We start from the raw sequence: 20,308 nt of genomic DNA, 5'->3' as shown, positions 1-20,308 counted from the left end.
GCGGGGAACACGCCACCACTTTGACCGGCGATCGGCCTCACCTCGGGCCGCTCCACCTTGCGTCACCCGAAGGAGTGATCACCGCGTGAGCACGCCCTACCCTTTCAGCGCTGTAGTGGGTCAGGAAGATCTTCGCCTGGCCTTGCTCCTCAACGCCGTGAGTCCCGCGGTCGGTGGTGTCCTGGTCCGGGGAGAGAAGGGGACCGCGAAAAGCACCGCTGTGCGCGCGCTCACCGCACTCTTGCCGGACGTCGCCGTGGTGCCGGGATGCCGGTTCTCCTGCGACCCGGCTTCGCCCGACCCGGGGTGCCCTGACGGACCGCACGAGGGTGGGGGCGACGGTGCTTCGCGTCCCGCGCGCATGGTGGAGCTGCCCGTCGGCGCCTCAGAGGACCGGCTCGTCGGCGCCCTCGACATCGAGCGGGCGCTCGCCGAGGGGGTGAAGGCCTTCGAGCCGGGCCTGCTCGCCGAGGCCCACCGCGGCATCCTGTACGTCGACGAGGTCAACCTCCTCCACGACCACCTGGTCGACCTGCTCCTGGACGCCGCCGCGATGGGGGCCTCCTACGTCGAGCGCGAGGGCGTCTCCGTCCGGCACGCCGCCCGTTTCCTGCTGGTCGGCACCATGAACCCCGAAGAGGGCGAACTGCGGCCGCAGTTGCTGGACCGCTTCGGGCTGACCGTGGAGGTCGCCGCCTCCCGGGACCCGGACACCCGTGTGGAGGTGGTGCGGCGGCGGCTCGCCCACGACGACGACCCCGCCGCCTTCGCCACCCGCTGGGCCGAAGAAGAGGCCGCCGCGCGGGCGCGGATCGTGGCGGCGCGCGCGCTGCTGCCGCGGGTCCGGCTCGGGGACGGGGCGCTGCGGCAGATCGCGGCGACCTGCGCGGCGTTCGAGGTGGACGGCATGCGCGCCGACATCGTGATGGCGCGCACGGCCACCGCGCTGGCGGCGTGGGCCGGGCGCACCGACGTGCTCGCCGAGGACGTGCGGCAGGCCGCGCTGCTGGCCCTGCCGCACCGGCGGCGGCGGAACCCGTTCGACGCGCCGGGCCTGGACGAGGACAGGCTCGACGAGACGCTGGAGCAGTTCGGCGGCTCCGGCGGTGACGACGACCCGGATCCCGGCGGCCCCGACGGGGACGGCGGGGGCGGCGATGGCGGGCGGCCGCCGCAGCCGGAGGGCGGACCGCAGGACGGCACCGCCGCGGCCCCGCCGGAGGCCGGCGAGGGTGGTGAGCCGCAGGCGGCCGGTGGCGGCGAGCAGGCTCCCGCCCGGGCCGCCGAGCCCTTCCGCACGAAGGTGCTGAGCGTGCCCGGTCTCGGCGAGGGCACCGCCGGACGGCGCTCGCGGGCTCGCACCGAGCACGGGCGCACCACCGGGTCCCGGCGGCCCCGGGGCACCCTGACCAAGCTGCACCTGGCGGCGACCGTGCAGGCAGCCGCGCCGCACCAGCGGGCCCGCGGACGCTCGGGGCCGGGGCTGGTGGTGCGCCGGGACGACCTGCGGCAGGCGACCCGCGAGGGCCGCGAGGGCAACCTCGTGCTGTTCGTCGTCGACGCCTCGGGCTCGATGGCGGCGCGGCAGCGGATGAGCGCCGTGAAGGGGGCCGTGCTCTCGCTGCTCCTCGACGCCTACCAGCGGCGGGACAAGGTCGGGCTGGTGACCTTCCGCGGCACGGACGCGCAGGTCGCACTGCCGCCGACCTCGTCGGTGGACGCGGCGGCGGCGCGGCTGGAGTCGGTGCCGACGGGCGGGCGCACCCCGCTCGCGGCCGGGCTGCTCACGGCGCACGAGGTGCTGCGCGTGGAGCGGCTGCGGGACCCGGCGCGGCGGGCGCTGGTGGTCGTCGTGACGGACGGGCGGGCCACCGGCGGCGCCGATCCGGTCGCGCTGGCGGGCCGCGCGGCGCGGCTGTTCGCGGCCGGGGGCGTCGCCTCCGTCGTCGTCGACTGCGAGTCGGGGCCGGTGCGGCTCGGCCTCGCCGGGCAGCTCGCGGGCGAGCTGGGCGGCACGGCGGTGACGCTGGAGGAGCTGCGGGCGGACAGCATCGCCGGGCTGGTGAGGGACGTGCAGGGACCGCGGGGGACGTCGAGGAGGGCCGCGTAATGCCGCAGGGACAGCCGAGTGTCGTGCCGGACGACGGACTGACGACCCGTCAGCGCCGCAACCGGCCGCTGGTCGTCGTGCACACCGGCATCGGCAAGGGCAAGTCGACCGCCGCGTTCGGGCTCGCGCTGCGGGCCTGGAACCAGGGGTGGCCCATCGGGGTGTTCCAGTTCGTCAAGTCGGCCAAGTGGAAGGTCGGCGAGGAGAACGCGCTGAAGGTGCTCGGGGCTTCCGGGCAGGGCGGCACCGTGGACTGGCACAAGATGGGCGAGGGCTGGTCGTGGGTCCAGCGCGACCTCCAGGGCGACAACGCGACCAACGAGCAGAAGGCCCGCGAGGGCTGGGAGCAGGTCAAGCGGGACCTGGCCGCCGAGACGTACCGGCTGTACGTGCTCGACGAGTTCGCGTACCCGATGCACTGGGGCTGGGTCGACACCGACGAGGTCGTCGAGGTGCTGCGCGGCCGCCCCGGGACCCAGCACGTGGTGATCACCGGGCGCAACGCGCCGGAGAAGCTGGTCGAGTACGCGGACCTGGTGACCGACATGTCGAAGGTCAAGCACCCGATGGACGCCGGGCAGAAGGGCCAGAGGGGCATCGAGTGGTGACGCCGTGCTGAACTCACCCTCGTCCTCCTCACCGGCGTCGGCGGCCTCGCGGGTCCCGTCGCCGGTGTCGGAGCCGTCGCCGGTGTCGGCGGCCTCGCGGGCCCAGGCGGCCCCGTCACCGTCGGCCCCGCCCGCGCCGGCCGCGCCGTCCGTGCCGCGACTGGTGATCGCCGCGCCGTCGTCCGGCAGCGGCAAGACCACCGTCGCCACCGGGCTGATGGCCGCGCTCACCCGGCGGGGGCTCGCCGTGTCCCCGCACAAGGTCGGTCCGGACTACATCGACCCCGGGTACCACGCGCTCGCCACCGGGCGCGTGGGGCGCAACCTGGACGCCTACCTGTGCGGTCCGGAGCTGGTCGGCCCGCTGTTCGCGCACGGCGCGCGCGGCTGCGACATCGCCGTCGTCGAGGGCGTGATGGGGCTGTACGACGGGGCCGCCGGGGAGGGCGAACTGGCCTCCACCGCGCAGGTGGCGAAGCTGCTGGCGGCGCCGGTGGTGCTGGTCGTCGACGCGTCGTCGCAGTCGCGGTCGGTCGCGGCGCTGGTGCACGGGTTCGCGTCCTTCGATCCGCGGGTGCGGATCGGCGGCGTGATCCTCAACAAGGTGGGCTCCGCACGGCACGAGGAGCTGCTGCGGGAGGCCCTCGACGCGGCCGGGGTGCCGGTGCTGGGGGTACTGCGGCGGGCGCCGCAGGCCGCCACGCCCTCCCGGCACCTCGGGCTGGTGCCCGTCGCCGAGCGGCGGGCCGAGGCGGTGGAGGCCGTGGCGGCCATGGCCGCGCAGGTGGAGGCCGGGTGCGACCTCCGGGCGCTGCTCGCGCTGGCACGGAGCGCGGGGGCGCTGTCGTGCGCTCCGTGGGACGCCGGCGCCGCGGCGGGCGGGGACGCGCCGGACGACACCGCCGGGCCGGACACCGCCTGGCCGCCCGTGCGGGTCGCCGTGGCCGGCGGGCCCGCCTTCACCTTCTCCTACGCCGAGCACGCCGAACTGCTCGCCGCCGCCGGCGCCGAGGTCGTCACGTTCGACCCGCTGCGGGACGAGGCGCTGCCCGAGGGGACCCGCGGACTGGTCGTCGGGGGCGGCTTCCCCGAGGTGTACGCCGCCGAGCTGTCCGCCAACGAGCCGTTGCGCGCGGCCGTGGCCGGGCTCGCCCTGCGCGGTGCGCCCGTCGCCGCCGAGTGCGCCGGGCTGCTGTACCTGTGCCGTGAGCTGGACGGCCGGCCCATGTGCGGGGTGCTCGACGCGACCGCCCGGATGAGTGAGCGGCTGACGCTCGGCTACCGCGACGCCGTGGCCGTCGGCGACAGCGTGCTCGCCGCCGCCGGGGAGCGGATGCGAGGGCACGAGTTCCACCGCACGGTCGTCGAGCCGGGCGCGGGGACGGCCCCCGCCTGGGGCGTACGCGCCCCGCGGCGGCGGGTCGAAGGTTTTGTACAGGGCGGTGTGCACGCCAGTTACCTGCACACCCACTGGGCCTCCGCGCCCGGTGCCGCCCGTCGGTTCGTGGAGAGGTGCCGCACGTCATGAGCAGCAGGCTGATCGGGGTCGGGGTCGGGCCGGGCGATCCCGAGCTGGTGACCGTCAAGGGGGTCAACGCGCTGCGCGCGGCCGACGTGGTCGTCGTCCCCGTCATGGACACCGGCGAGCGCGGGCGGGCCGAGGCGACCGTGCTGCACTACGTCCCCCAGGACAAGGTCCTTCGGGTGGTGTTCGCGCTGAACGAGCGCACCGACCGGGCACGCCGCGAGGCCGCCTGGGACGCCGCCGGGGAACAGGTCGCACGGCTGCTGCGGGAGCACGACCGCGTCGCCTTCGCCACCATCGGCGACCCCAACGTGTACTCGACGTTCACCTACCTCGCGCACACCGTCGCCGCGCTGGTGCCGGGGACGGCCGTGGAGACGGTGCCCGGCATCACCGCCATGCAGGACCTGGCGGCGCGTTCGGGGGCCGTGCTGACCGAGGGCACCGAGCCGCTGACGCTGGTGCCCGTCACCGCGGGCGCCGCCGTGCTGAAGGAGGCGCTGAGCGGGCCCGGGACCGTCGTGGCCTACAAGTTCGGGCGGCAGGCGCGTGAGGTGGCCGAGGCGCTGCGCGTCAGCGGGCGGCTCGACGACGCGGTGTGGGGGTCGGCGCTCGGGCTGCCGGAGGAGTCCATCCGGCCGGCCGCCGACCTCGACGGGGCCGCCCTGCCCTACCTGTCGACGCTGATCGCGCCCGCGCGGCGGGACGGCGGCCGGGGCGGCAAGCTGTGAGGCCGCCCGTGCGCCCCACCCGCGACGCCCCCCGCCCGCCGGACCCCAGACCATGACATCCCGTACGAGAGGACCCCAACCCATGGCTGATGCCCCCACCGGCAAGGTGACCTTCGTCGGTGCCGGCCCCGGCGCCGCCGACCTGCTCACGTTCCGCGCGGCCCGGGCGATCGCCGAGGCCGACGTCGTCATCTGGGCGGCCAGCCTGGTCCAGGCGGAGGTCCTCGACCACGCCCGCGCCGACGCGGAGATCCTGGACTCGGCGAAGATGTCGCTGGAGGACGTCGTCGCCGTGTACGAGCGGGCCCACGCGGAGGGCCTGAAGGTCGCCCGCATCCACTCCGGCGACCCCGCGCTGTGGGGCGGCACGCAGGAGCAGCTGGACCGGTGCGCGCGGATCGGCATCGCCACCGAGGTCGTCCCGGGCGTGTCCTCGTTCTCCGCGGTCGCCGCGCTCGCACAGCGCGAGCTGACGATCCCGGAGGTGGCGCAGTCGGTCGTCCTGACCCGCCTCGGCGGCGGCAAGACGCCGATGCCGCCCGGCGAGGAGGTGCGCGAGTTCGCCCGGCACGGCACCACCATGGCGGTCTTCCTGTCGGCGGCGCGCAGCGGCCAGCTCGTGCGGGAGCTGCTGGAGGGCGGCTATCCGACCAGCACGCCGGTGGTCGTCGCGTACCAGGCGACCTGGCCGGAGGAGCTGGTGGTCCGGTGCACCATCGGCACGCTGGAGGAGACGGTCAAGGAGCACAGGCTCTGGAAGCACACGCTCTTCCTGGTCGGCCCGGCCCTCGACGCGCACGGCACGCGCTCGCACCTGTACCACCCGGGCCACTTCCACGGCTACCGCAAGGCCGACCCGGAGGCCCGCAGGGCACTGCGCACGCGGGGTGCCGGCACGTGATCACGGTCGTCGGCACGGGAACGGGCACGCCGCCCGGCCCGGACGCGGTGGCCGGGGCGGATCTCGTCGTGGGCGGACGGCGGCACCTGGACGCCGTCGCGCTGCCGGACGGGGCCGAGCGGATCGTGCTCGGCCCGCTGGCGCCCGCCCTGGACGCGATCGGGGAGTACGTCCGCCGGGGCCGGCGCGTGGTCGTGCTGGCCTCCGGCGACCCGGGCTTCTTCGGGATCGTGCGGGCGCTGGCCGAGCGGTTCGGGCCCGCGGCGCTCGACGTCCGGCCCGGCGTCTCCTCCGTCGCCGCCGCCTTCGCGCGCGCCGGGCTGCCGTGGGACGACGCGGTGGTGGTGAGCGCGCACGGGCGTGACCTGCGTACGGCCGTCAACGTCTGCCGGGCCCACCCGAAGACGGCCGTGCTGACCGGTCCGGGCGCCGGCCCCGCCGAACTGGGCGCCGCGCTGGCCGGCACCTGCGGCGACCGGGTGCTGGTCGTCGCCACCGCACTGGGCGACGCCGCGCACGAACGGGTCGAGCGGGTCACGCCGGCCGAGGCCGCGGCCCGCGACTGGGGCCCGGCGGTCAGCGTGGTGCTGTGCCTGGACGAGGCGCGGGCGCTGGGCGGCGTGCGCACGGTCGGCGGCCCGCCGGCCCCTCCCGCGGGGTGGGCGCTGGCCGAGGACGCGTTCGCGCACCGCGACTCGATGATCACCAAGTTCGAGGTGCGGGCGCTGGCCCTGGCCCGCCTCGGGCCGCGCCCGGGCGACCTGGTCTGGGACGTCGGCGCCGGATCGGGCTCCGTGGCCGTGGAGTGCGCGCGGCTCGGCGCCGCCGCCGTCGCGGTGGAGAAGGCCGCGGACGGGGTGGAGCGGATCCGCGCCAACGCGCGGGCGCACGGCGTCGACGTGGCGGTCGTGCACGGCCGCGCGCCCGACGCGCTCGCCGCGCTGGACGACCCGGACGCCGTGTTCGTCGGCGGTGGGGGCCGTGAGCTGCCCGCCGTCGTCACCGCGTGCGCGCGCCGGGCCCGGCGGACCGTCGTCGTCGCCATGGCCGCGCTGGACCGGGTACCCGCGGCGCGCGCGGCGCTCACGGACGCCGGGCTCGTCTGCGACGGGGTGCTGCTGCAGTCGTCGCGGCTCGCCCCGCTGCCGGGGGACGTGACCCGCCTGGCGGCGACCAACCCCGTTTTCCTGCTGTGGGGCGAGCGGCCCCCGGCGCCCACCGAGAGCGAAGGAGTTGCTCAGTGATCGGCCTCATTTCCGCCACCGCGGCGGGGGCGGCTGCGCGGGACCGGCTGGCGGCCGCGTGGCCGGACCGCACGCGGATCTACGACGGCCCCGCCGGGGACGCCGTGCGGGCCGCCTTCGCCGAGTGCGGGCAGCTCGTGTGCTTCCTGGCCGCCGGAGCGGTCGTCCGGCTGGTCGCCCCGCTGCTGGGCGACAAGAGCGCCGACCCCGGTGTGGTGTGCGTCGACGAGGGCGGCCGATTCGCCGTGTCGCTGGTCGGCGGGCACGCGGGCGGCGCCAACGGGCTCGCCCGCGAGGTCGCGGAGGTGCTGGGCGCGCAGCCGGTGGTGACCACGGCGACGGACGCGGTGGGCATCCCCGGCCTCGACACCCTCGGGTTCCCCGTGGAGGGGGACGTCGCGGGGGTGTCGCGGGCGCTGCTGGACGGGGAGCCGGTCGCCCTCGACGCCGAGGTGCCGTGGCCGCTGCCGCCGGTGCCGTTCGCCGCCGAGGGGGCGTACACCGTCCGGCTGACGGACCGGGCCGCCGTGCCCGGCCCGCGCGAGGTGCTCCTCAGGCCGCCGTCCCTGGTGGTGGGCGTGGGTGCGTCCAGGGGCGTGCCCGCGGAGGAAGTACTGGAAGTGATCGGGAGTGCTCTGCGGGAGGCGGGACTGTCCGCCGGCAGCGTCGCCGAGCTGGCCACCGTGGAGGCCAAGGCGGACGAGCCGGGCATCATCGCCGCGGCCGAGCGGCTGGGCGTGCCCGTGGTGGTCCACTCCGCCGCCGCCCTGGCCGCCGTCGAGGTGCCCCACCCCTCCGCCGCGCCGCTCGCCGCCGTCGGCACGCCGTCCGTCGCCGAGGCGGCGGCGCTCGTGGGCGGCGGTGAACTCCTCGTGCCCAAGCGGAAGTCGGTGCGCGCGGACGGCCGGCCCGCCATGGCGACCTGTGCCGTCGTGCGGCGGTCCGCGCGCGGGCGGCTCGCGGTCGTCGGTCTCGGACCCGGCGCCCGCGACCTGCTCACGCCCCGCGCGAAGGCCGAACTGCGGCGCGCGTCCGTGCTGGTCGGGCTGGACCAGTACGTCGACCAGATCCGCGACCTGCTGCGGCCCGGCACCCGCGTCCTGCAGTCCGGGCTCGGCGCGGAGGAGGAGCGGGCGCGCACGGCGGTCGCCGAGGCCCGCGCGGGGCACGCCGTCGCGCTGATCGGGAGCGGGGACGCCGGGGTGTACGCCATGGCCTCCCCCGCGCTCGCCGAGGCCTCCGACGACATCGACGTGGTCGGCGTGCCGGGCGTGACGGCCGCGCTCGCCGCCGGGGCGGTCCTGGGCGCCCCGCTCGGGCACGACCACGTCTCCATCAGCCTGTCCGACCTGCACACGCCGTGGGAGGTCATCGAGCGGCGGGTGCGGGCCGCGGCCGAGGCGGACCTCGTCGTCACCTTCTACAACCCCCGTTCCCGGGGCCGCGACTGGCAGTTGCCGAAGGCGCTCGCGCTGCTCGCCGCCCACCGGGAACCTTCGACGCCGGTCGGTGTCGTCCGCAACGCCTCCCGGCCGGACGAGTCCAGCCGGCTGACGACGCTCGCGGACCTGGACCCGGCGACGGTCGACATGATGACGGTCGTGACCGTGGGCAACACCGCGACCCGTCGGATCGCGGGGCGCATGGTCACCCCGCGCGGCTACCGCTGGCAGGACACCCGGCAGGAGGACGCCCAGTGAACCGTGTGGTCCACCCCATCGAGCAGGAGTCGTTCCGGCGGCTGCGGTCCCGGCTGGACACCTCGCACCTCCCGCCGCTGACGCGTGCGGTGGTGGAGCGGGTCGTCCACTCCTCCGCCGACCTCGGCTACGCCGACGACCTCGTCATGGACGAGGACGACCTGGTCGCGGCGCACGCGGCGCTGCACGCCGGGGCGCCCGTCGTCGTGGACGTCGAGATGGTCGCCGCCGGGATCACCCGGCGCGACACCGTCTGCCGGCTGCGGGAGGCCCGCTCCGGCCCCGGTCTGACCCGGTCGGCGCACGCCGTCCGGCTGGCCCACGAGCAGGTCGGCCCGGGCGCCCTGTGGGTGATCGGCTGCGCGCCGACCGCCCTGGAGGAACTGCTGACCCTGGACGCCGCCCCGGCACTCGTCATCGGTCTGCCCGTCGGCTTCGTCGGGGCGGCCGAGTCCAAGGCCGCGTTGCGCGAGAGCGGGCTGCCCGCCGTCAGCAACGTGTCCGAGAAGGGCGGTTCGGCGGTCGCCGCCGCCGCGCTCAACGCCCTGCTCTACCACCCCACTTCCTCCGAGGAGAACCCGTGACCACCCCGCCGCCCGCCCTGCTCGTCGCCGGCCACGGCACCCGGGACGAGGCCGGAGCCGAGGCGTTCCGCGACTTCGTGCGCCGGCTGGGCAGCCGCCACCCCGACCTGCCCGTCGCGGGCGGCTTCATAGAACTGTCCCCGCCGCCGCTGGGCGAGGCGGTCGCCGAACTGGTCGAGCGGGGCGTGCGCCGCTTCGCCGCCGTGCCGCTGATGCTGGTCTCCGCCGGGCACGCCAAGGGCGACATCCCGGCGGCGCTCGCCCGCGAGAAGGAGCGGCACCCGGGGATCTCCTACGCCTACGGCCGTCCGCTGGGCCCGCACCCGTCGCTGCTGAGGGTGCTGGAGCGGCGGCTCGACGAGGCGCTGGGCGGCACCGCCCGCACGCCCGGGGAGCGCGCCGAGGTGACCGTGCTGCTGGTCGGCCGGGGCTCGACGGACCCGGACGCCAACGCCGAGGTGTTCAAGGCGGCCCGGCTGCTGTGGGAGGGGCGCGGCTACGCGGGCGTGGAGACGGCCTTCGTGTCGCTGGCCCAGCCGGACGTGCCGGGCGGTCTGGACCGGTGCGCGCGGCTCGGCGCCCGCCGGATCGTCGTCCTGCCCTACTTCCTGTTCACCGGCGTCCTGCCGGACCGGGTGCGGCAGCAGGCCGAGGACTGGGCGGCCGCGCACCCGGAGGTCGACGTGCGCGCGGCGGACGTCATCGGACCGGAGTCGGAACTGCTGGACCTGGTCATGGAGCGGTACGAGGAGGCGGTGAAGGGGGACCTGCGGATGAACTGCGACTCGTGCGTCTACCGGATCGCGCTGCCGGGCTTCGAGGACAAGGTGGGCCTGCCGCAGCAGCCGCACTTCCACCCGGACGACGACGGGCACGGGCACGGCCACGGGCACCACCATCACGGGGGGCACGCTCACTCGCATGCGCACTGAGGACCGCGTCCCGGACGCACCCGCCGACGGGCACGACCTGCGCCACCACGGGGACGCCGAGGTGCGCGACGACGGTTCGGCCCTGGTCGACCTGGCCGTGAACGTCCGCGCGGACACCCCGCCGCCGTGGCTGCGGGAGCGGATCGCCGCGTCGCTGCCCGGCCTGGCGGCCTACCCGGACGGGCGGGCCGCGCGGGCGGCGGTCGCGGCGCGTCACGGGCTGCCCGAGGAGCGGGTGCTGCTGACGGCCGGGGCGGCGGAGGCGTTCGTGCTGCTCGCCCGCGCCCTGCCGGTCCGCCGCCCGGTCGTGGTGCACCCGCAGTTCACGGAGCCGGAGGCGGCCCTGCGGGACGCGGGGCACACGGTCGGCCGGGTGCTGCTGCGGGCGGAGGACGGCTTCCGTCTCGACCCGGCGGCCGTCCCCGCCGACGCCGACCTGGTGGTGATCGGCAATCCGACGAACCCCACGTCCGTGCTGCACCCGGCCGCGACGGTCGCCGCCCTGGCCCGGCCGGGGCGGACGCTGGTCGTCGACGAGGCGTTCATGGACGCGGTCCCGGGCGAGCGCGAGGCCCTCGCCGGGCGGACCGACGTGCCCGGCCTGGTGGTGCTGCGCAGCCTGACCAAGACCTGGGGACTGGCCGGTCTGCGCATCGGCTACGTGCTGTCGTCGCCGGAGACGGTCGCCGCGCTGGAGCGGGCGCAGCCGCTGTGGCCGGTGTCCACGCCGGCGCTCGCGGCAGCCGAGGCGTGCGTGGAGCCGCGGGCCCTCGCGGAGGCGGCGCTCGCGGCGGACCGCATCGCGGCGGACCGGGCCCGTCTGGTGACGGGCCTGGCCGGCTTCGCCGCGCGCGGGGTGCGGGTGGCGGAACCGGCACAGGGCCCGTTCGTGCTGGTCCGCCTGCCGGGAGCGGCGGCCGTCCGGCGCCGACTGCGGGACCTGGGCTTCGCCGTGCGCCGCGGGGACACCTTCCCGGGCCTGGACGGGGACTGGCTGCGCCTGGCGGTACGGGACCGGCGGACCACGGAGGCGTTCCTGACGGCGCTGGACCGGGCGTTGCCGTAGGCCTCGCCGGCCCCGCCCGGTGCGGTCGGTCCCCGCCCGGGCCCTGGTCCCGCCGCCCCGCCCGGCTCCGTCGGCCGGCCCGGCTCCGTCGGCCCGTCCGGTCCCCTGGCCCGGTGGCCCCGTCGGGCCCGCCCCGCCCGGCCGGTCCCCTGGCCCGGTGGTCCCGTCCCGCCCGGTCGGTCCCCCGGTGGGTGCCGTCCGGCCCCGTTGGTCCGGAATCGGTCCAGTCAGTCCCGACCCGTCCGGTCGGGTAGGTGGGGGCCGTCGTCAGGCTCCGGCCGGTCACCGGGGCCTGCCCGCAGTGCCCTACAGCCGCCGGGTTCTCGGGCGGAGCCACCCCGACCTGCTCCACCGGCCCCGTCGCCAGGATCAAGCCGGTCGCCGGGACGTGCAGTGCCGTAGGCGCGCCAGATACCGTGAGGACGCCAAGTGCCCGGGCGAGGCCACCCGACCTGCTCCACCGACCCCGTCGCCAAGTTCCGGCCGGTCACCGAGGCCTGCCCGCAGTGCCCTACGGGCGGGCCAAGTGCCCGGGCGGGGCCACCCGACCTGCTCCGCCGACCCCGTCACCAAGTTCCGGCCGGTCACCGAGGCCTGCCCGCAGTGCCCTACGGGCGGGCCGAGTGCCCGGGCGGGGCCACCCGACCTGCTCCGCCGACCCCGTCACCAAGTTCCGGCCGGTCACCGGGGCCTGCCCGCAGTGTCGTAGGCGCGGCGGGTGCGCGGGCGGGCGTCCGCCGTGCCTACCGCAGCCGGCGACGGACCGGACCCGGCGCCCCGCACGCGGCCCGTGATCCGCACGGGGCCGCCCCGGCCGCGGGGCCCGGACGTCAGCCGCGGCGGCGGCGGAGCAGGGCGAGCGTTCCGCCGCCCGCGGCGAGCAGCACGGCCGAGCCGGCCGCGAGGTACGGCGTCAGCAAGTTGCTCCCCGTCTCCGCGAGGTCGGACGTGCCGGCGGTGCCCTGCGGCTTCACCTCCGGGGCGGCCGACGTGCGCGGCGCGGACGCCGCGGGGGCCGGCTCCTGCGGTGCCGGCTTCCGTGCGGCCTCGGGGGTCTCGCACGTCGCCTCGGCGAGCGTCAGCGTGCCCTCCACCTCGGCGACGTTCAGCTTAAGCGGGTTGACGGCGACCGTGACTTCCAGTGCGGTGGCGGCGGCCTCGCGGCTCGTCGTCTCCCGCTGGGAGAGGTCCAGGCGCACCTCGCCGACCCCCGGCACCCGCACCCGGGTCGGGCCGCCTGCCGTCAGCGTCACCTTCCTGCCGAGCACGGTGACCGACCCGAGCACCCCGGAGGCGGCGACCGGAGCCCTGCCGGCCTCGCAGGTGGCCTTCGCGGTGACCTCCTCGGCCTCGATGAGGGAGAGCAGGGGCAGCCCGGGCACGTGCACCCGGGCGTGCGCCAGGTGCACCGAGCCCTCGGCTCTGCGCGCGTCCGCCGTCGCCCTCGCCGACGCCACGTCCGCGCTCAGCACGCCGAACGGCCGGCCGTGGTCGACGCCGTCCAGGCGGGCGGTCAGGGCGGTCCGCTCGGCGCTCCGCGGTGCCCGGACCTCGTTGAGGGAGAGGGCGAGCGGGACGTCCGCCGTCCGGTCGGCGAGGCGGACGTCGAGACCGGTGCGCAGGACGGCGGCGCTCGCGCGGCCGTGGCCGCCGGTCGCGGCGGCGGAGGCCGCGCCGGTCAGGGCGAGCGGCCCCGCGACGAGCGCGGTGGCGGCGGCGACGGTGGCGCAACGGCGCGCGGGCAGGCGGAAGACGGTGCCGTTCACAGTGGACCCCCAGTGAGGTGTGCTCGGGACCCGGCAAGAATTACGCACCGAGAGTGAACAGGTGGCCATCCTGGGCTACTTCACTCCTTCGTGGGGTTTCCGCGAGGAGTTTCGATTTCCGGGGCATCACTGTTCCCCGGCTTCACCCCCGTACCGCCCTCCGTGCGAAGGCGCTGGTTGACGCACCGGCGCGTACGACGGAGTGCGCAACGACCCGGCGGCCCGGCCGGTCACGCGCCGTCAACCGGCCGCCGGTCCCGCCACGGCGCCCTCCGTCCGCCCGGGCCGTTCCGGCCGCCGGACCCGGCCGACGGTCCGCCCGTTCAGCACCACCCGCCGCGGGGCCGCCAGCACCCGTACGTCCGCCCGCGGGTCCTCGTCGTACACGACGAAGTCGGCCGGCGCGCCCTCCTCAAGTCCGGGGCGGCCGAGCCAGGCCCGCGCGCCCCACGTCGTCGCCGACAGGGCCTCCACGGGCGGGATGCCGGCCCGCACCAGCTCCGCGACCTCGTCCGCGACCAGCCCGTGGGCCAGGGAGCCCCCCGCGTCCGTGCCGACGTACACGGGGATGCCCGCGTCGTGGGCGTTGCGCACGGTGTCGTAGCGGCGTGCGTGCAGGCGGCGCATGTGCGCCGACCACTTGGGGAACTTCGCCTCGCCGCCGGCCGCGAGCCGGGGGAAGGTGGCGATGTTGACCAGCGTCGGGACGATCGCCACGCCGCGCTCGGCGAACAGGGGGATCAGGTCGTCCGTCAGGCCCGTGGCGTGCTCGACGCAGTCGATGCCCGCCTCGACCAGGTCCCGCAGGGAGTCCTCGGCGAAGCAGTGGGCGGTGACGCGGGCGCCGAGGCGGTGGGCCTCCGCGATCGCCGCCGCGGCCGCCTCGGGCGGCCAGCAGGCGGACAGGTCGCCCAGGTCGCGGTCGATCCAGTCGCCGACCAGCTTCACCCAGCCGTCGCCGCGCCGGGCCTCCCGGGAGACGTACGCGACCAGGTCCCCGGGTTCGATCTCGTGGGCGTAGTTGCGGATGTAGCGGCGGGTGCGGGCGATGTGGCGGCCCGCGCGGATGATCTTCGGCAGGTCCGCGCGGTCGTCGATCCAGCGGGTGTCGGACGGCGAGCCCGCGTCGCGGATGAGCAGGGTGCCGGCCTCCCGGTCGGTGAGGGCCTGCTTCTCGGCGACGTCCTCGGGGACGGGGCCGTGCGCGTCGAGGCCGACGTGGCAGTGCGCGTCCACGAGTCCCGGCAGCACCCAGCCCTCCACGGTGCGGACGTCGCGGGCGCCGGCGGGACGGTCGTAGGAGATGCGCCCGCCGACGACCCACAGCTCGTCGCGGACCCCCTCGGCGCCCTCCCCCTCGCCCGGGCCGACGAGCACCCGCCCCTTCACGTGCAGCACCGCGTCATCGCTCATGCACCGCACTGTAGAACTCCGGACGGAAGGGCGGTCCGGCGCCCTTCCGTCCGGAGCTCCCGGTGAGCTACCGGTCGCCCTTGCCCACCGGACCGGAGGTTCCCTCCTCGACCTCGGCCATCGCCGGGTCGAGCAGGCGGGAGAGGAAGTGGCGGGTGCGCTCGTGCCGCGGGGCGCCGATGACCTGCTCGGGCGCGCCGTCCTCGACGACCACGCCGCCGTCCATGAAGACGACCCGGTCGGCGACCTCACGGGCGAACGTCATCTCGTGGGTGACGACCATCATCGTCATCCCCTCGTCGGCGAGCATCCGCATCACCGCGAGGACGTCGCCGACGAGCTCGGGGTCGAGCGCGGAGGTCGGCTCGTCGAAGAGCATGACCTCGGGTCCCATGGCGAGCGCCCGGGCGATGGCGACGCGCTGCTGCTGGCCGCCGGAGAGGGAGGAGGGGTAGGCGTCCGCCTTGTCGGCGAGGCCGACCCGCTCCAGGTTCTCCGCGGCGGTCCGCGCGGCGGTGGCCTTGTCCCGCCTCAGCACCCGGCGCTGCGGGAGCGTGAGGTTCTCGGTCACCGACAGGTGCGGGAAGAGGTTGAACTGCTGGAAGACCATGCCGATGCGGCGGCGTGCGGCGTCGATGTCCACGTCGGGGTCGGTCAGCTCGGTGCCGCCGACGAAGACCTGGCCCCGGGTGGGTTCCTCCAGCAGGTTCACGCAGCGCAGCAGGGTCGACTTGCCGGAGCCGGAGGGGCCGATGACGCAGACGACCTCGCCCTGCCCGATCTCCAGGTCGATGCCGCGCAGCACCTGGTTGTCGCCGAAGGACTTGTGCAGGCCCCGGACGCTGATCTCGGCGGTACTCACTTGACGGCCTCCTGGGCCTTGGCCTCCATGCGGCGGACGACGAGGCCGAGCGGGATCGTGACCAGCAGGTAGCACAGGCCGGCGACCAGGATCGGCGTGGAGTTGGCCGTCGTGCTGGCCAGGTCGCGGCCGAACTTGGACAGCTCGCGCTCCTCCAGGGTGACGCCGAGGAACAGCACCAGCGAGGAGTCCTTGAAGAGCTGGACGAACTCGTTGGTGAGCGGCGGCAGGATGATGCGGAAGGCCTGCGGGACGACGATCGAGACCATGGCGCGGGCGGGCGAGAAGCCCAGCGAGCGGGCCGCCTCCATCTGCCCCTTCGGCACCGCCTGGATGCCGGCGCGGATCGTCTCCGCCATGTACGCGGCGGCGACCAGGCCGAGCGCGAGGGCGACCTTCCCGTACGTGCCGCCGACGATCTCCGTGCCGGGGAAGGCGAGCGGGACGGCCACGCCGATGAAGATGAAGATCAGCAGGGCGGGCAGACCGCGGAAGATCTCGATGTAGACACCGGCGAACCAGCGGTAGGGGCCCACCGACGACAGGCGCATCAGCGCGATGACCATGCCGAGCACCAGGCCGACGAGGAAGCCGGACACGGTGTACAGGACGGTGTTCCTCAGCGCCAGCGTGATGACGTCCGGGAACATCTGCCGCGCGATGTCCGTCTGCGCGAACTGGTTCTGCAGCCGCCCCCAGTCCGCCGTGACCGCGAACGCGATCACGACGGCGGCGAAGACGGTGTACTGGGCGCCGCGGGACAGCCTGCGCTTCTGCCGGCGGGTCAGGCCCGCGCGCTTCGGGGCCAGGTCCGTCGTGCCGGTGGTGCCGCTCATGAGGCGGCGGGCGCGGCGGCGGACTCGTCGTAGGGGCCGATCCACTGCTCGTACAGCTTCTTGTACGTGCCGTCGGCCTTCGCGTCGGCGATCGCCTTGTTGATGGCGGTGCGGAGCTTGGTGTTGCCCTTCTTCACCGTGAAGCCGTACTGCTCGCCGGTGTTCAGGCTGTCGACGACCTTGAAGGCGCCGGCGTTCGCCTTGTCCTTCAGCCAGCCCTGCACGACGGGGTAGTCGATGACGACGGCCTGGACCTGGCCGGTGCGCAGGCCGTTGAGGACCGCGTCGGAGGACTCGAAGGAGACCGGGTCGTAGCCCTTGCCCTTCACGTACTCCTCGCCGGTGGTCTGCGCCTGGGCTCCGAGCTTCCTGCCCTTGGCCTTGACGTCGGCGAGCGAGGTGATGCCGCTCTTCTTGTCCACCAGGACGGCCTGGGTGGCGTTGAAGTACGGGTCGGAGAAGTCGACGTTCTTCTTGCGCTCCTCGGTGATGGTCATGCCGGCCGCGGCCAGGTCGCACTCGCCGGAGTTGAGGAAGGCACCGGTCTTGAAGTTCTCGAACGGCGTGTCGAGGATCTGCTGCTTCACGCCGAGGTCCTTGGCGACCAGGTCGATCAGGGCGACGTCGAAGCCCTGCACCTTGCCGCCGATCTCCGACTGGAAGGGCGGGTACGGCAGGTGGGTGCAGGTGGTGAGCTGCCCGGCCTTGACGAGCTCGACCCCGCCGGCGGCCGCCTTGGAGCCGCTGCCGCCGTCGCCGCTCGAGGTGCAGCCGGCCAGGAGGACCACTCCCGCCGTCGCGGTGCTGGCGGCCAGGATGCGGGCCCGGCGCCCGAAGAGCGTGTTCACGGGGGACCTCTCTGTGGGGGTGTGAGGAGCTGGTGCTGGTGGGGAGAAGGGTGCGGGTTCCGATTATAAGAATATGTTTGACGTCCTCCAACCAATCCGTTGGCCGCCGGGCCGTCCCACCTCAGAAGTCACCGGTGGGAGCGGAAGCACACCTGCCGGTTAGTCTCGACCGCGTCGACCCCGCCGCCGAGGAGAGAGCACCGCCGTGACCCACCCCTTCCTGGACCTCGCCCCGCTGAGCGCCGCCCGCTTCGCCTCCATCGAGGACCGGGTGGCGCGGCTGCTGTCCACCGAGCAGGACGTCGTGATCACGCAGGGCGAGGCGCTGCTGCCGCTGGAGGGCGCGATCCGCGCCGCGGCCGGCCCCGGTACGACCGCGCTGAACGTCATCACGGGCCCCTACGGCCAGACCTTCGGCGACTGGCTGCGCGACTGCGGCGCCACGGTCCACGACCTGTCGGTGCCGTACGACACGGCGGTGACGGCGGCGCAGATCCGCGCGGCCTTCGCCGAGCACCCGGAGATCGACTTCGTGTCCCTGGTGCACGCGGAGGCGGCGACCGGCAACACCAACCCGGTCGCCGGCATCGCGGAGGCCGTGCGGGAGCAGGGCGCGCTGTTCTACCTCGACGCTGTCGCCTCGATCGGCGCGGAGCCGGTACTGCCGGACGCGTGGGGCGTGGATCTGTGCGTGATCGGCGCGCAGAAGGCGCTGGGCGGGCCGGCCGGGGTGTCGGCGGTGTCGGTGAGCGAGCGGGCGTGGGCCCGGATGGCCGCGAACCCGCGGGCGCCGCGCCGGTCGTACCTGTCGCTGCTCGACTGGAAGGAGCGCTGGATCGACGGCGGCCGCAAGGCGCTGCTGCACGCCCCCGCCCAGCTGGAGATGCTCGCCCTGGAGGCGTGCCTGGAGCGGGTCGAGACGGCGGGTCTTCGGACGGTGACGGCCCGGCACCGCTCGGCCGCCGCGGCGACACGGGCGGGGGCGCGGGCCCTCGGCGGCGGTCTGGAGCCGTACGTCCACAAGGACGCGGAGGCGGCCCCCGTCGCGACGACCCTGCGGGCTCCGTCGGGCACCGTCGCCGCCGAGCTGGTGGCCCGGGCCCTGGCGACCGACCCCGCGCTGCCGCTGGCCGCGGGCGGGGGTGCCCTGGCCAAGGAGATGATCCGCGTGAACCACTACGGCGCTCACGCCACCCGGGACGTGGTCGGGGCGAGCCTGACGGCGCTGGGCGCCGCGCTGGCGGAGCAGGGCCTGGACGTGGACCCGGCCGCGGCCCGGCGGGCCGTCCAGGAGGCCTGGGGCCCCGCGGCGGCCTGACGACGGCCGCGCTGTGGCGGATCGCGAAGGACTCGGGAACACTCGACCTGAACTCCTCCTACAGCTATCTGCTGTGGTGCCGCGACTTCGCCGCGACCTCGGTGGTGGCGCGCGGCGCCGACGGTCTGCCGGTCGGTTTCGTCACCGGGTACGTGCGGCCGGACCGCCCGCACACCCTGCTGGTGTGGCAGGTGGCCGTCGACTCCGCGTACCGCGGCCGCGGCCTGGCCGCCCGGCTGCTGGACGCGCTCACCGCCCGGGTCGCCGCCGAGCGCGGGCTCACCGTGGTCGAGACCACGATCACACCGGGCAACACCGCCTCCGAGCGGCTCTTCACCTCCTTCGCCGCCCGCCACGGGGTCGCCGTCGCGCGTGAGGTCCTCTTCGCCGCCGAGCAGTTCCCGGACGGGCCGCACGACCCCGAGGTGCTGTACCGCATCGGGCCCCTCTCCCGCTGAGTCCTCGGCGTGTCACCGGGCTCCGCCCGCGTTCGGCCGCACCACCGCACCACACTCCCCACATCACCCCTCACGCACCGAGGAGCGATTCGCCGTGACCCTCACCCAGCCCGACCTGAGCGTCTTCGAGACAGTGGAGTCCGAGGTGCGCAGCTACTGCCGCGGCTGGCCCACCGTCTTCGACCGCGCGCGGGGCAGCCGCATGTACGACGAGGACGGCCGCGAGTACCTCGACTTCTTCGCCGGCGCCGGCTCCCTGAACTACGGCCACAACAACCCCGTGCTGAAACGGGCGCTGATCGACTACCTGGCGCGGGACGGCGTCACCCACGGGCTCGACATGTCGACCGTGGCCAAGCGCACGTTCCTGCGCACCTTCCAGGATCTGGTCCTGCGGCCGCGCGACCTGCCGTACAAGGTGATGTTCCCGGGGCCGACCGGCACCAACGCCGTCGAGTCCGCGCTGAAGCTGGCGCGGAAGGTGAAGGGGCGCGAGGCCGTCGTGTCCTTCACCAACGCCTTCCACGGCATGTCCCTGGGCTCCCTCGCCGTCACCGGCAACGCCTTCAAGCGCGCCGGCGCCGGCGTTCCGCTCGTGCACGGCACGCCGATGCCGTTCGACAACTACCTCGACGGCAGGGTGCCGGACTTCCTGTGGTTCGAGCGGCTGCTGGAGGACCAGGGCTCCGGCCTCGACAAGCCCGCCGCCGTGATCGTGGAGACGGTGCAGGGCGAGGGCGGCGTCAACGTCGCCCGGCCCGAGTGGCTGCGCTCGCTGAAGGATCTCTGCGAGCGGCAGGACATGCTGCTGATCGTCGACGACGTCCAGATGGGCTGCGGACGCACCGGCGCCTTCTTCTCCTTCGAGGAGGCCGGGATCGTCCCCGACATCGCCACGGTGTCGAAGTCCATCAGCGGCTACGGCCTGCCGATGTCGCTGTGCCTGTTCCGCCCCGAGCTGGACGTGTGGGAGCCGGGCGAGCACAACGGCACCTTCCGCGGCAACAACCCCGCGTTCGTCACGGCCACGGCCGCGCTGGAGACGTACTGGACCGACGGGCCGGCGAGGGAGAGGCAGACCCGTGCCCGCGGTGAGCAGGTCGAGCAGTGGCTCATCTCCCTCACCGAGGAGAACCTCGCCGACGTCGAGGAGTACCGGGGCCGCGGCCTGGTGTGGGGTGTGGAGTTCCACGACAGGACCCGCGCGGAGCGGGTCGCGCGGCGCGCCTTCGAGCTCGGGCTGCTCATCGAGACGTCCGGGCCGCGCGGCGAGGTCGTCAAGCTGCTGCCGGCCCTGACCGTCACCCCCGAAGAGCTGGACGAGGGCCTGAGCACCCTCGCTCGCGCCGTCCGCGAGACGGCCCAGCCGGCCCGGTGACCCCGCCGGGCCGGACCCCCTCAGCAAG

Annotated in this window: 17 protein-coding genes and 1 pseudogene; 13 read left to right on the top strand and 5 right to left on the bottom strand. The window is 75.4% G+C overall.

Annotation, left to right across the window (positions count from 1 at the left end):
• Positions 1-85: 85 nt before the first annotated feature.
• The 10 genes from ABZ920_RS06195 to cobC all read left to right on the top strand — a co-directional run bounded on the left by ABZ920_RS06195 (position 86) and on the right by cobC (position 11,401).
• Positions 86-2,110, top strand: a complete 2,025-nt coding sequence (locus ABZ920_RS06195) for a putative cobaltochelatase (protein WP_361499309.1) — start codon at positions 86-88, stop codon at positions 2,108-2,110.
• Positions 2,110-2,718 (top strand): cob(I)yrinic acid a,c-diamide adenosyltransferase, encoded by a 609-nt coding sequence (gene cobO / locus ABZ920_RS06190; protein ID WP_361499307.1) that lies wholly within the window; start codon positions 2,110-2,112, stop codon positions 2,716-2,718. The genes ABZ920_RS06195 and cobO overlap by 1 nt, the downstream gene beginning before the upstream one ends.
• 151 nt (positions 2,719-2,869) lie before the next feature.
• A complete protein-coding gene (locus ABZ920_RS06185) occupies positions 2,870-4,246 on the top strand; it encodes a cobyrinate a,c-diamide synthase (protein ID WP_361499305.1) in 1,377 nt (458 codons plus the stop codon).
• The gene (cobI, locus tag ABZ920_RS06180) at positions 4,243-4,974 is read left to right on the top strand and encodes a precorrin-2 C(20)-methyltransferase (protein ID WP_361499303.1); all 732 of its coding nucleotides are present in this window, start codon (positions 4,243-4,245) and stop codon (positions 4,972-4,974) included. The genes ABZ920_RS06185 and cobI overlap by 4 nt, the downstream gene beginning before the upstream one ends.
• 82 nt (positions 4,975-5,056) lie before the next feature.
• Entirely contained in the window at positions 5,057-5,875 is an 819-nt protein-coding gene (gene cobM, locus ABZ920_RS06175) for a precorrin-4 C(11)-methyltransferase (RefSeq protein WP_361499301.1), read from the top strand.
• Positions 5,872-7,119, top strand: coding sequence for a precorrin-6y C5,15-methyltransferase (decarboxylating) subunit CbiE (gene cbiE, locus ABZ920_RS06170; RefSeq protein ID WP_361499299.1), 1,248 nt, complete (start codon positions 5,872-5,874; stop codon positions 7,117-7,119). Before cobM ends, cbiE begins: the two co-directional genes overlap by 4 nt.
• Positions 7,116-8,819: a precorrin-3B C(17)-methyltransferase gene (gene cobJ / locus ABZ920_RS06165; RefSeq protein ID WP_361499297.1), complete on the top strand. Its 1,704-nt coding sequence runs from the start codon at positions 7,116-7,118 to the stop codon at positions 8,817-8,819. Before cbiE ends, cobJ begins: the two co-directional genes overlap by 4 nt.
• Positions 8,816-9,403, top strand: coding sequence for a precorrin-8X methylmutase (locus ABZ920_RS06160; protein ID WP_361499295.1), 588 nt, complete (start codon positions 8,816-8,818; stop codon positions 9,401-9,403). Before cobJ ends, ABZ920_RS06160 begins: the two co-directional genes overlap by 4 nt.
• Positions 9,400-10,335 (top strand): sirohydrochlorin chelatase, encoded by a 936-nt coding sequence (locus ABZ920_RS06155; protein ID WP_361499293.1) that lies wholly within the window; start codon positions 9,400-9,402, stop codon positions 10,333-10,335. The genes ABZ920_RS06160 and ABZ920_RS06155 overlap by 4 nt, the downstream gene beginning before the upstream one ends.
• On the top strand, positions 10,325-11,401 hold the full coding sequence (cobC, locus tag ABZ920_RS06150) for an Rv2231c family pyridoxal phosphate-dependent protein CobC (protein WP_361499291.1): 1,077 nt from the start codon (positions 10,325-10,327) through the stop codon (positions 11,399-11,401). The genes ABZ920_RS06155 and cobC overlap by 11 nt, the downstream gene beginning before the upstream one ends.
• Before the next feature lie 830 nt (positions 11,402-12,231).
• Here cobC and ABZ920_RS06145 read toward each other — a convergent pair.
• The 5 genes and pseudogenes from ABZ920_RS06145 to ABZ920_RS06125 all read right to left on the bottom strand — a co-directional run bounded on the left by ABZ920_RS06145 (position 12,232) and on the right by ABZ920_RS06125 (position 17,126).
• Positions 12,232-13,167, bottom strand: a complete 936-nt coding sequence (locus ABZ920_RS06145; protein ID WP_361499289.1) for an SCO1860 family LAETG-anchored protein — start codon at positions 13,165-13,167, stop codon at positions 12,232-12,234.
• Positions 13,168-13,473: 306 nt separating this feature from the next.
• Positions 13,474-14,580, bottom strand: a pseudogene (locus ABZ920_RS06140) (amidohydrolase family protein); the annotation flags it as partial.
• A gap of 67 nt (positions 14,581-14,647) precedes the next feature.
• A complete protein-coding gene (locus ABZ920_RS06135) occupies positions 14,648-15,442 on the bottom strand; it encodes an amino acid ABC transporter ATP-binding protein (RefSeq protein ID WP_361499287.1) in 795 nt (264 codons plus the stop codon).
• On the bottom strand, positions 15,439-16,278 hold the full coding sequence (locus ABZ920_RS06130; protein WP_361499285.1) for an amino acid ABC transporter permease: 840 nt from the start codon (positions 16,276-16,278) through the stop codon (positions 15,439-15,441). Before ABZ920_RS06130 ends, ABZ920_RS06135 begins: the two co-directional genes overlap by 4 nt.
• The gene (locus tag ABZ920_RS06125) at positions 16,275-17,126 is read right to left on the bottom strand and encodes a transporter substrate-binding domain-containing protein (protein WP_361499283.1); all 852 of its coding nucleotides are present in this window, start codon (positions 17,124-17,126) and stop codon (positions 16,275-16,277) included. Before ABZ920_RS06125 ends, ABZ920_RS06130 begins: the two co-directional genes overlap by 4 nt.
• A 205-nt stretch (positions 17,127-17,331) precedes the next feature.
• On the opposite strand from ABZ920_RS06125, the gene ABZ920_RS06120 reads away from it, so the two are divergent.
• The 3 genes from ABZ920_RS06120 (at position 17,332) to ectB (ending at position 20,280) form a co-directional block, all read left to right on the top strand.
• Positions 17,332-18,444 carry an aminotransferase class V-fold PLP-dependent enzyme gene (locus tag ABZ920_RS06120; protein ID WP_361499281.1) on the top strand — a complete coding sequence of 371 codons (1,113 nt, stop codon included), beginning with the start codon at positions 17,332-17,334 and terminating at the stop codon, positions 18,442-18,444.
• On the top strand, positions 18,423-18,902 hold the full coding sequence (gene ectA, locus ABZ920_RS06115) for a diaminobutyrate acetyltransferase (protein ID WP_361499432.1): 480 nt from the start codon (positions 18,423-18,425) through the stop codon (positions 18,900-18,902). The genes ABZ920_RS06120 and ectA overlap by 22 nt, the downstream gene beginning before the upstream one ends.
• A gap of 94 nt (positions 18,903-18,996) precedes the next feature.
• Positions 18,997-20,280, top strand: coding sequence for a diaminobutyrate--2-oxoglutarate transaminase (gene ectB, locus ABZ920_RS06110; protein WP_361499279.1), 1,284 nt, complete (start codon positions 18,997-18,999; stop codon positions 20,278-20,280).
• Positions 20,281-20,308: the final 28 nt, after the last annotated feature.

The organism is Streptomyces sp. NPDC046831, from assembly GCF_040645305.1.
Classification (GTDB): Bacteria; Actinomycetota; Actinomycetes; order Streptomycetales; family Streptomycetaceae; genus Streptomyces.
This window is presented reverse-complemented; position numbering and strand designations above follow the sequence as displayed.

Coding starts and splice junctions, on each gene's coding strand:
- cobO (WP_361499307.1), top strand. CDS start 2,110: ATGCCGCAGGGACAGCCGAGTGTCGTGCCGGACGACGGACTGACGACC.
- cobC (WP_361499291.1), top strand. CDS start 10,325: ATGCGCACTGAGGACCGCGTCCCGGACGCACCCGCCGACGGGCACGAC.
- cobM (WP_361499301.1), top strand. CDS start 5,057: ATGGCTGATGCCCCCACCGGCAAGGTGACCTTCGTCGGTGCCGGCCCC.
- cobI (WP_361499303.1), top strand. CDS start 4,243: ATGAGCAGCAGGCTGATCGGGGTCGGGGTCGGGCCGGGCGATCCCGAG.
- ABZ920_RS06130 (WP_361499285.1), bottom strand. CDS start 16,278: ATGAGCGGCACCACCGGCACGACGGACCTGGCCCCGAAGCGCGCGGGC.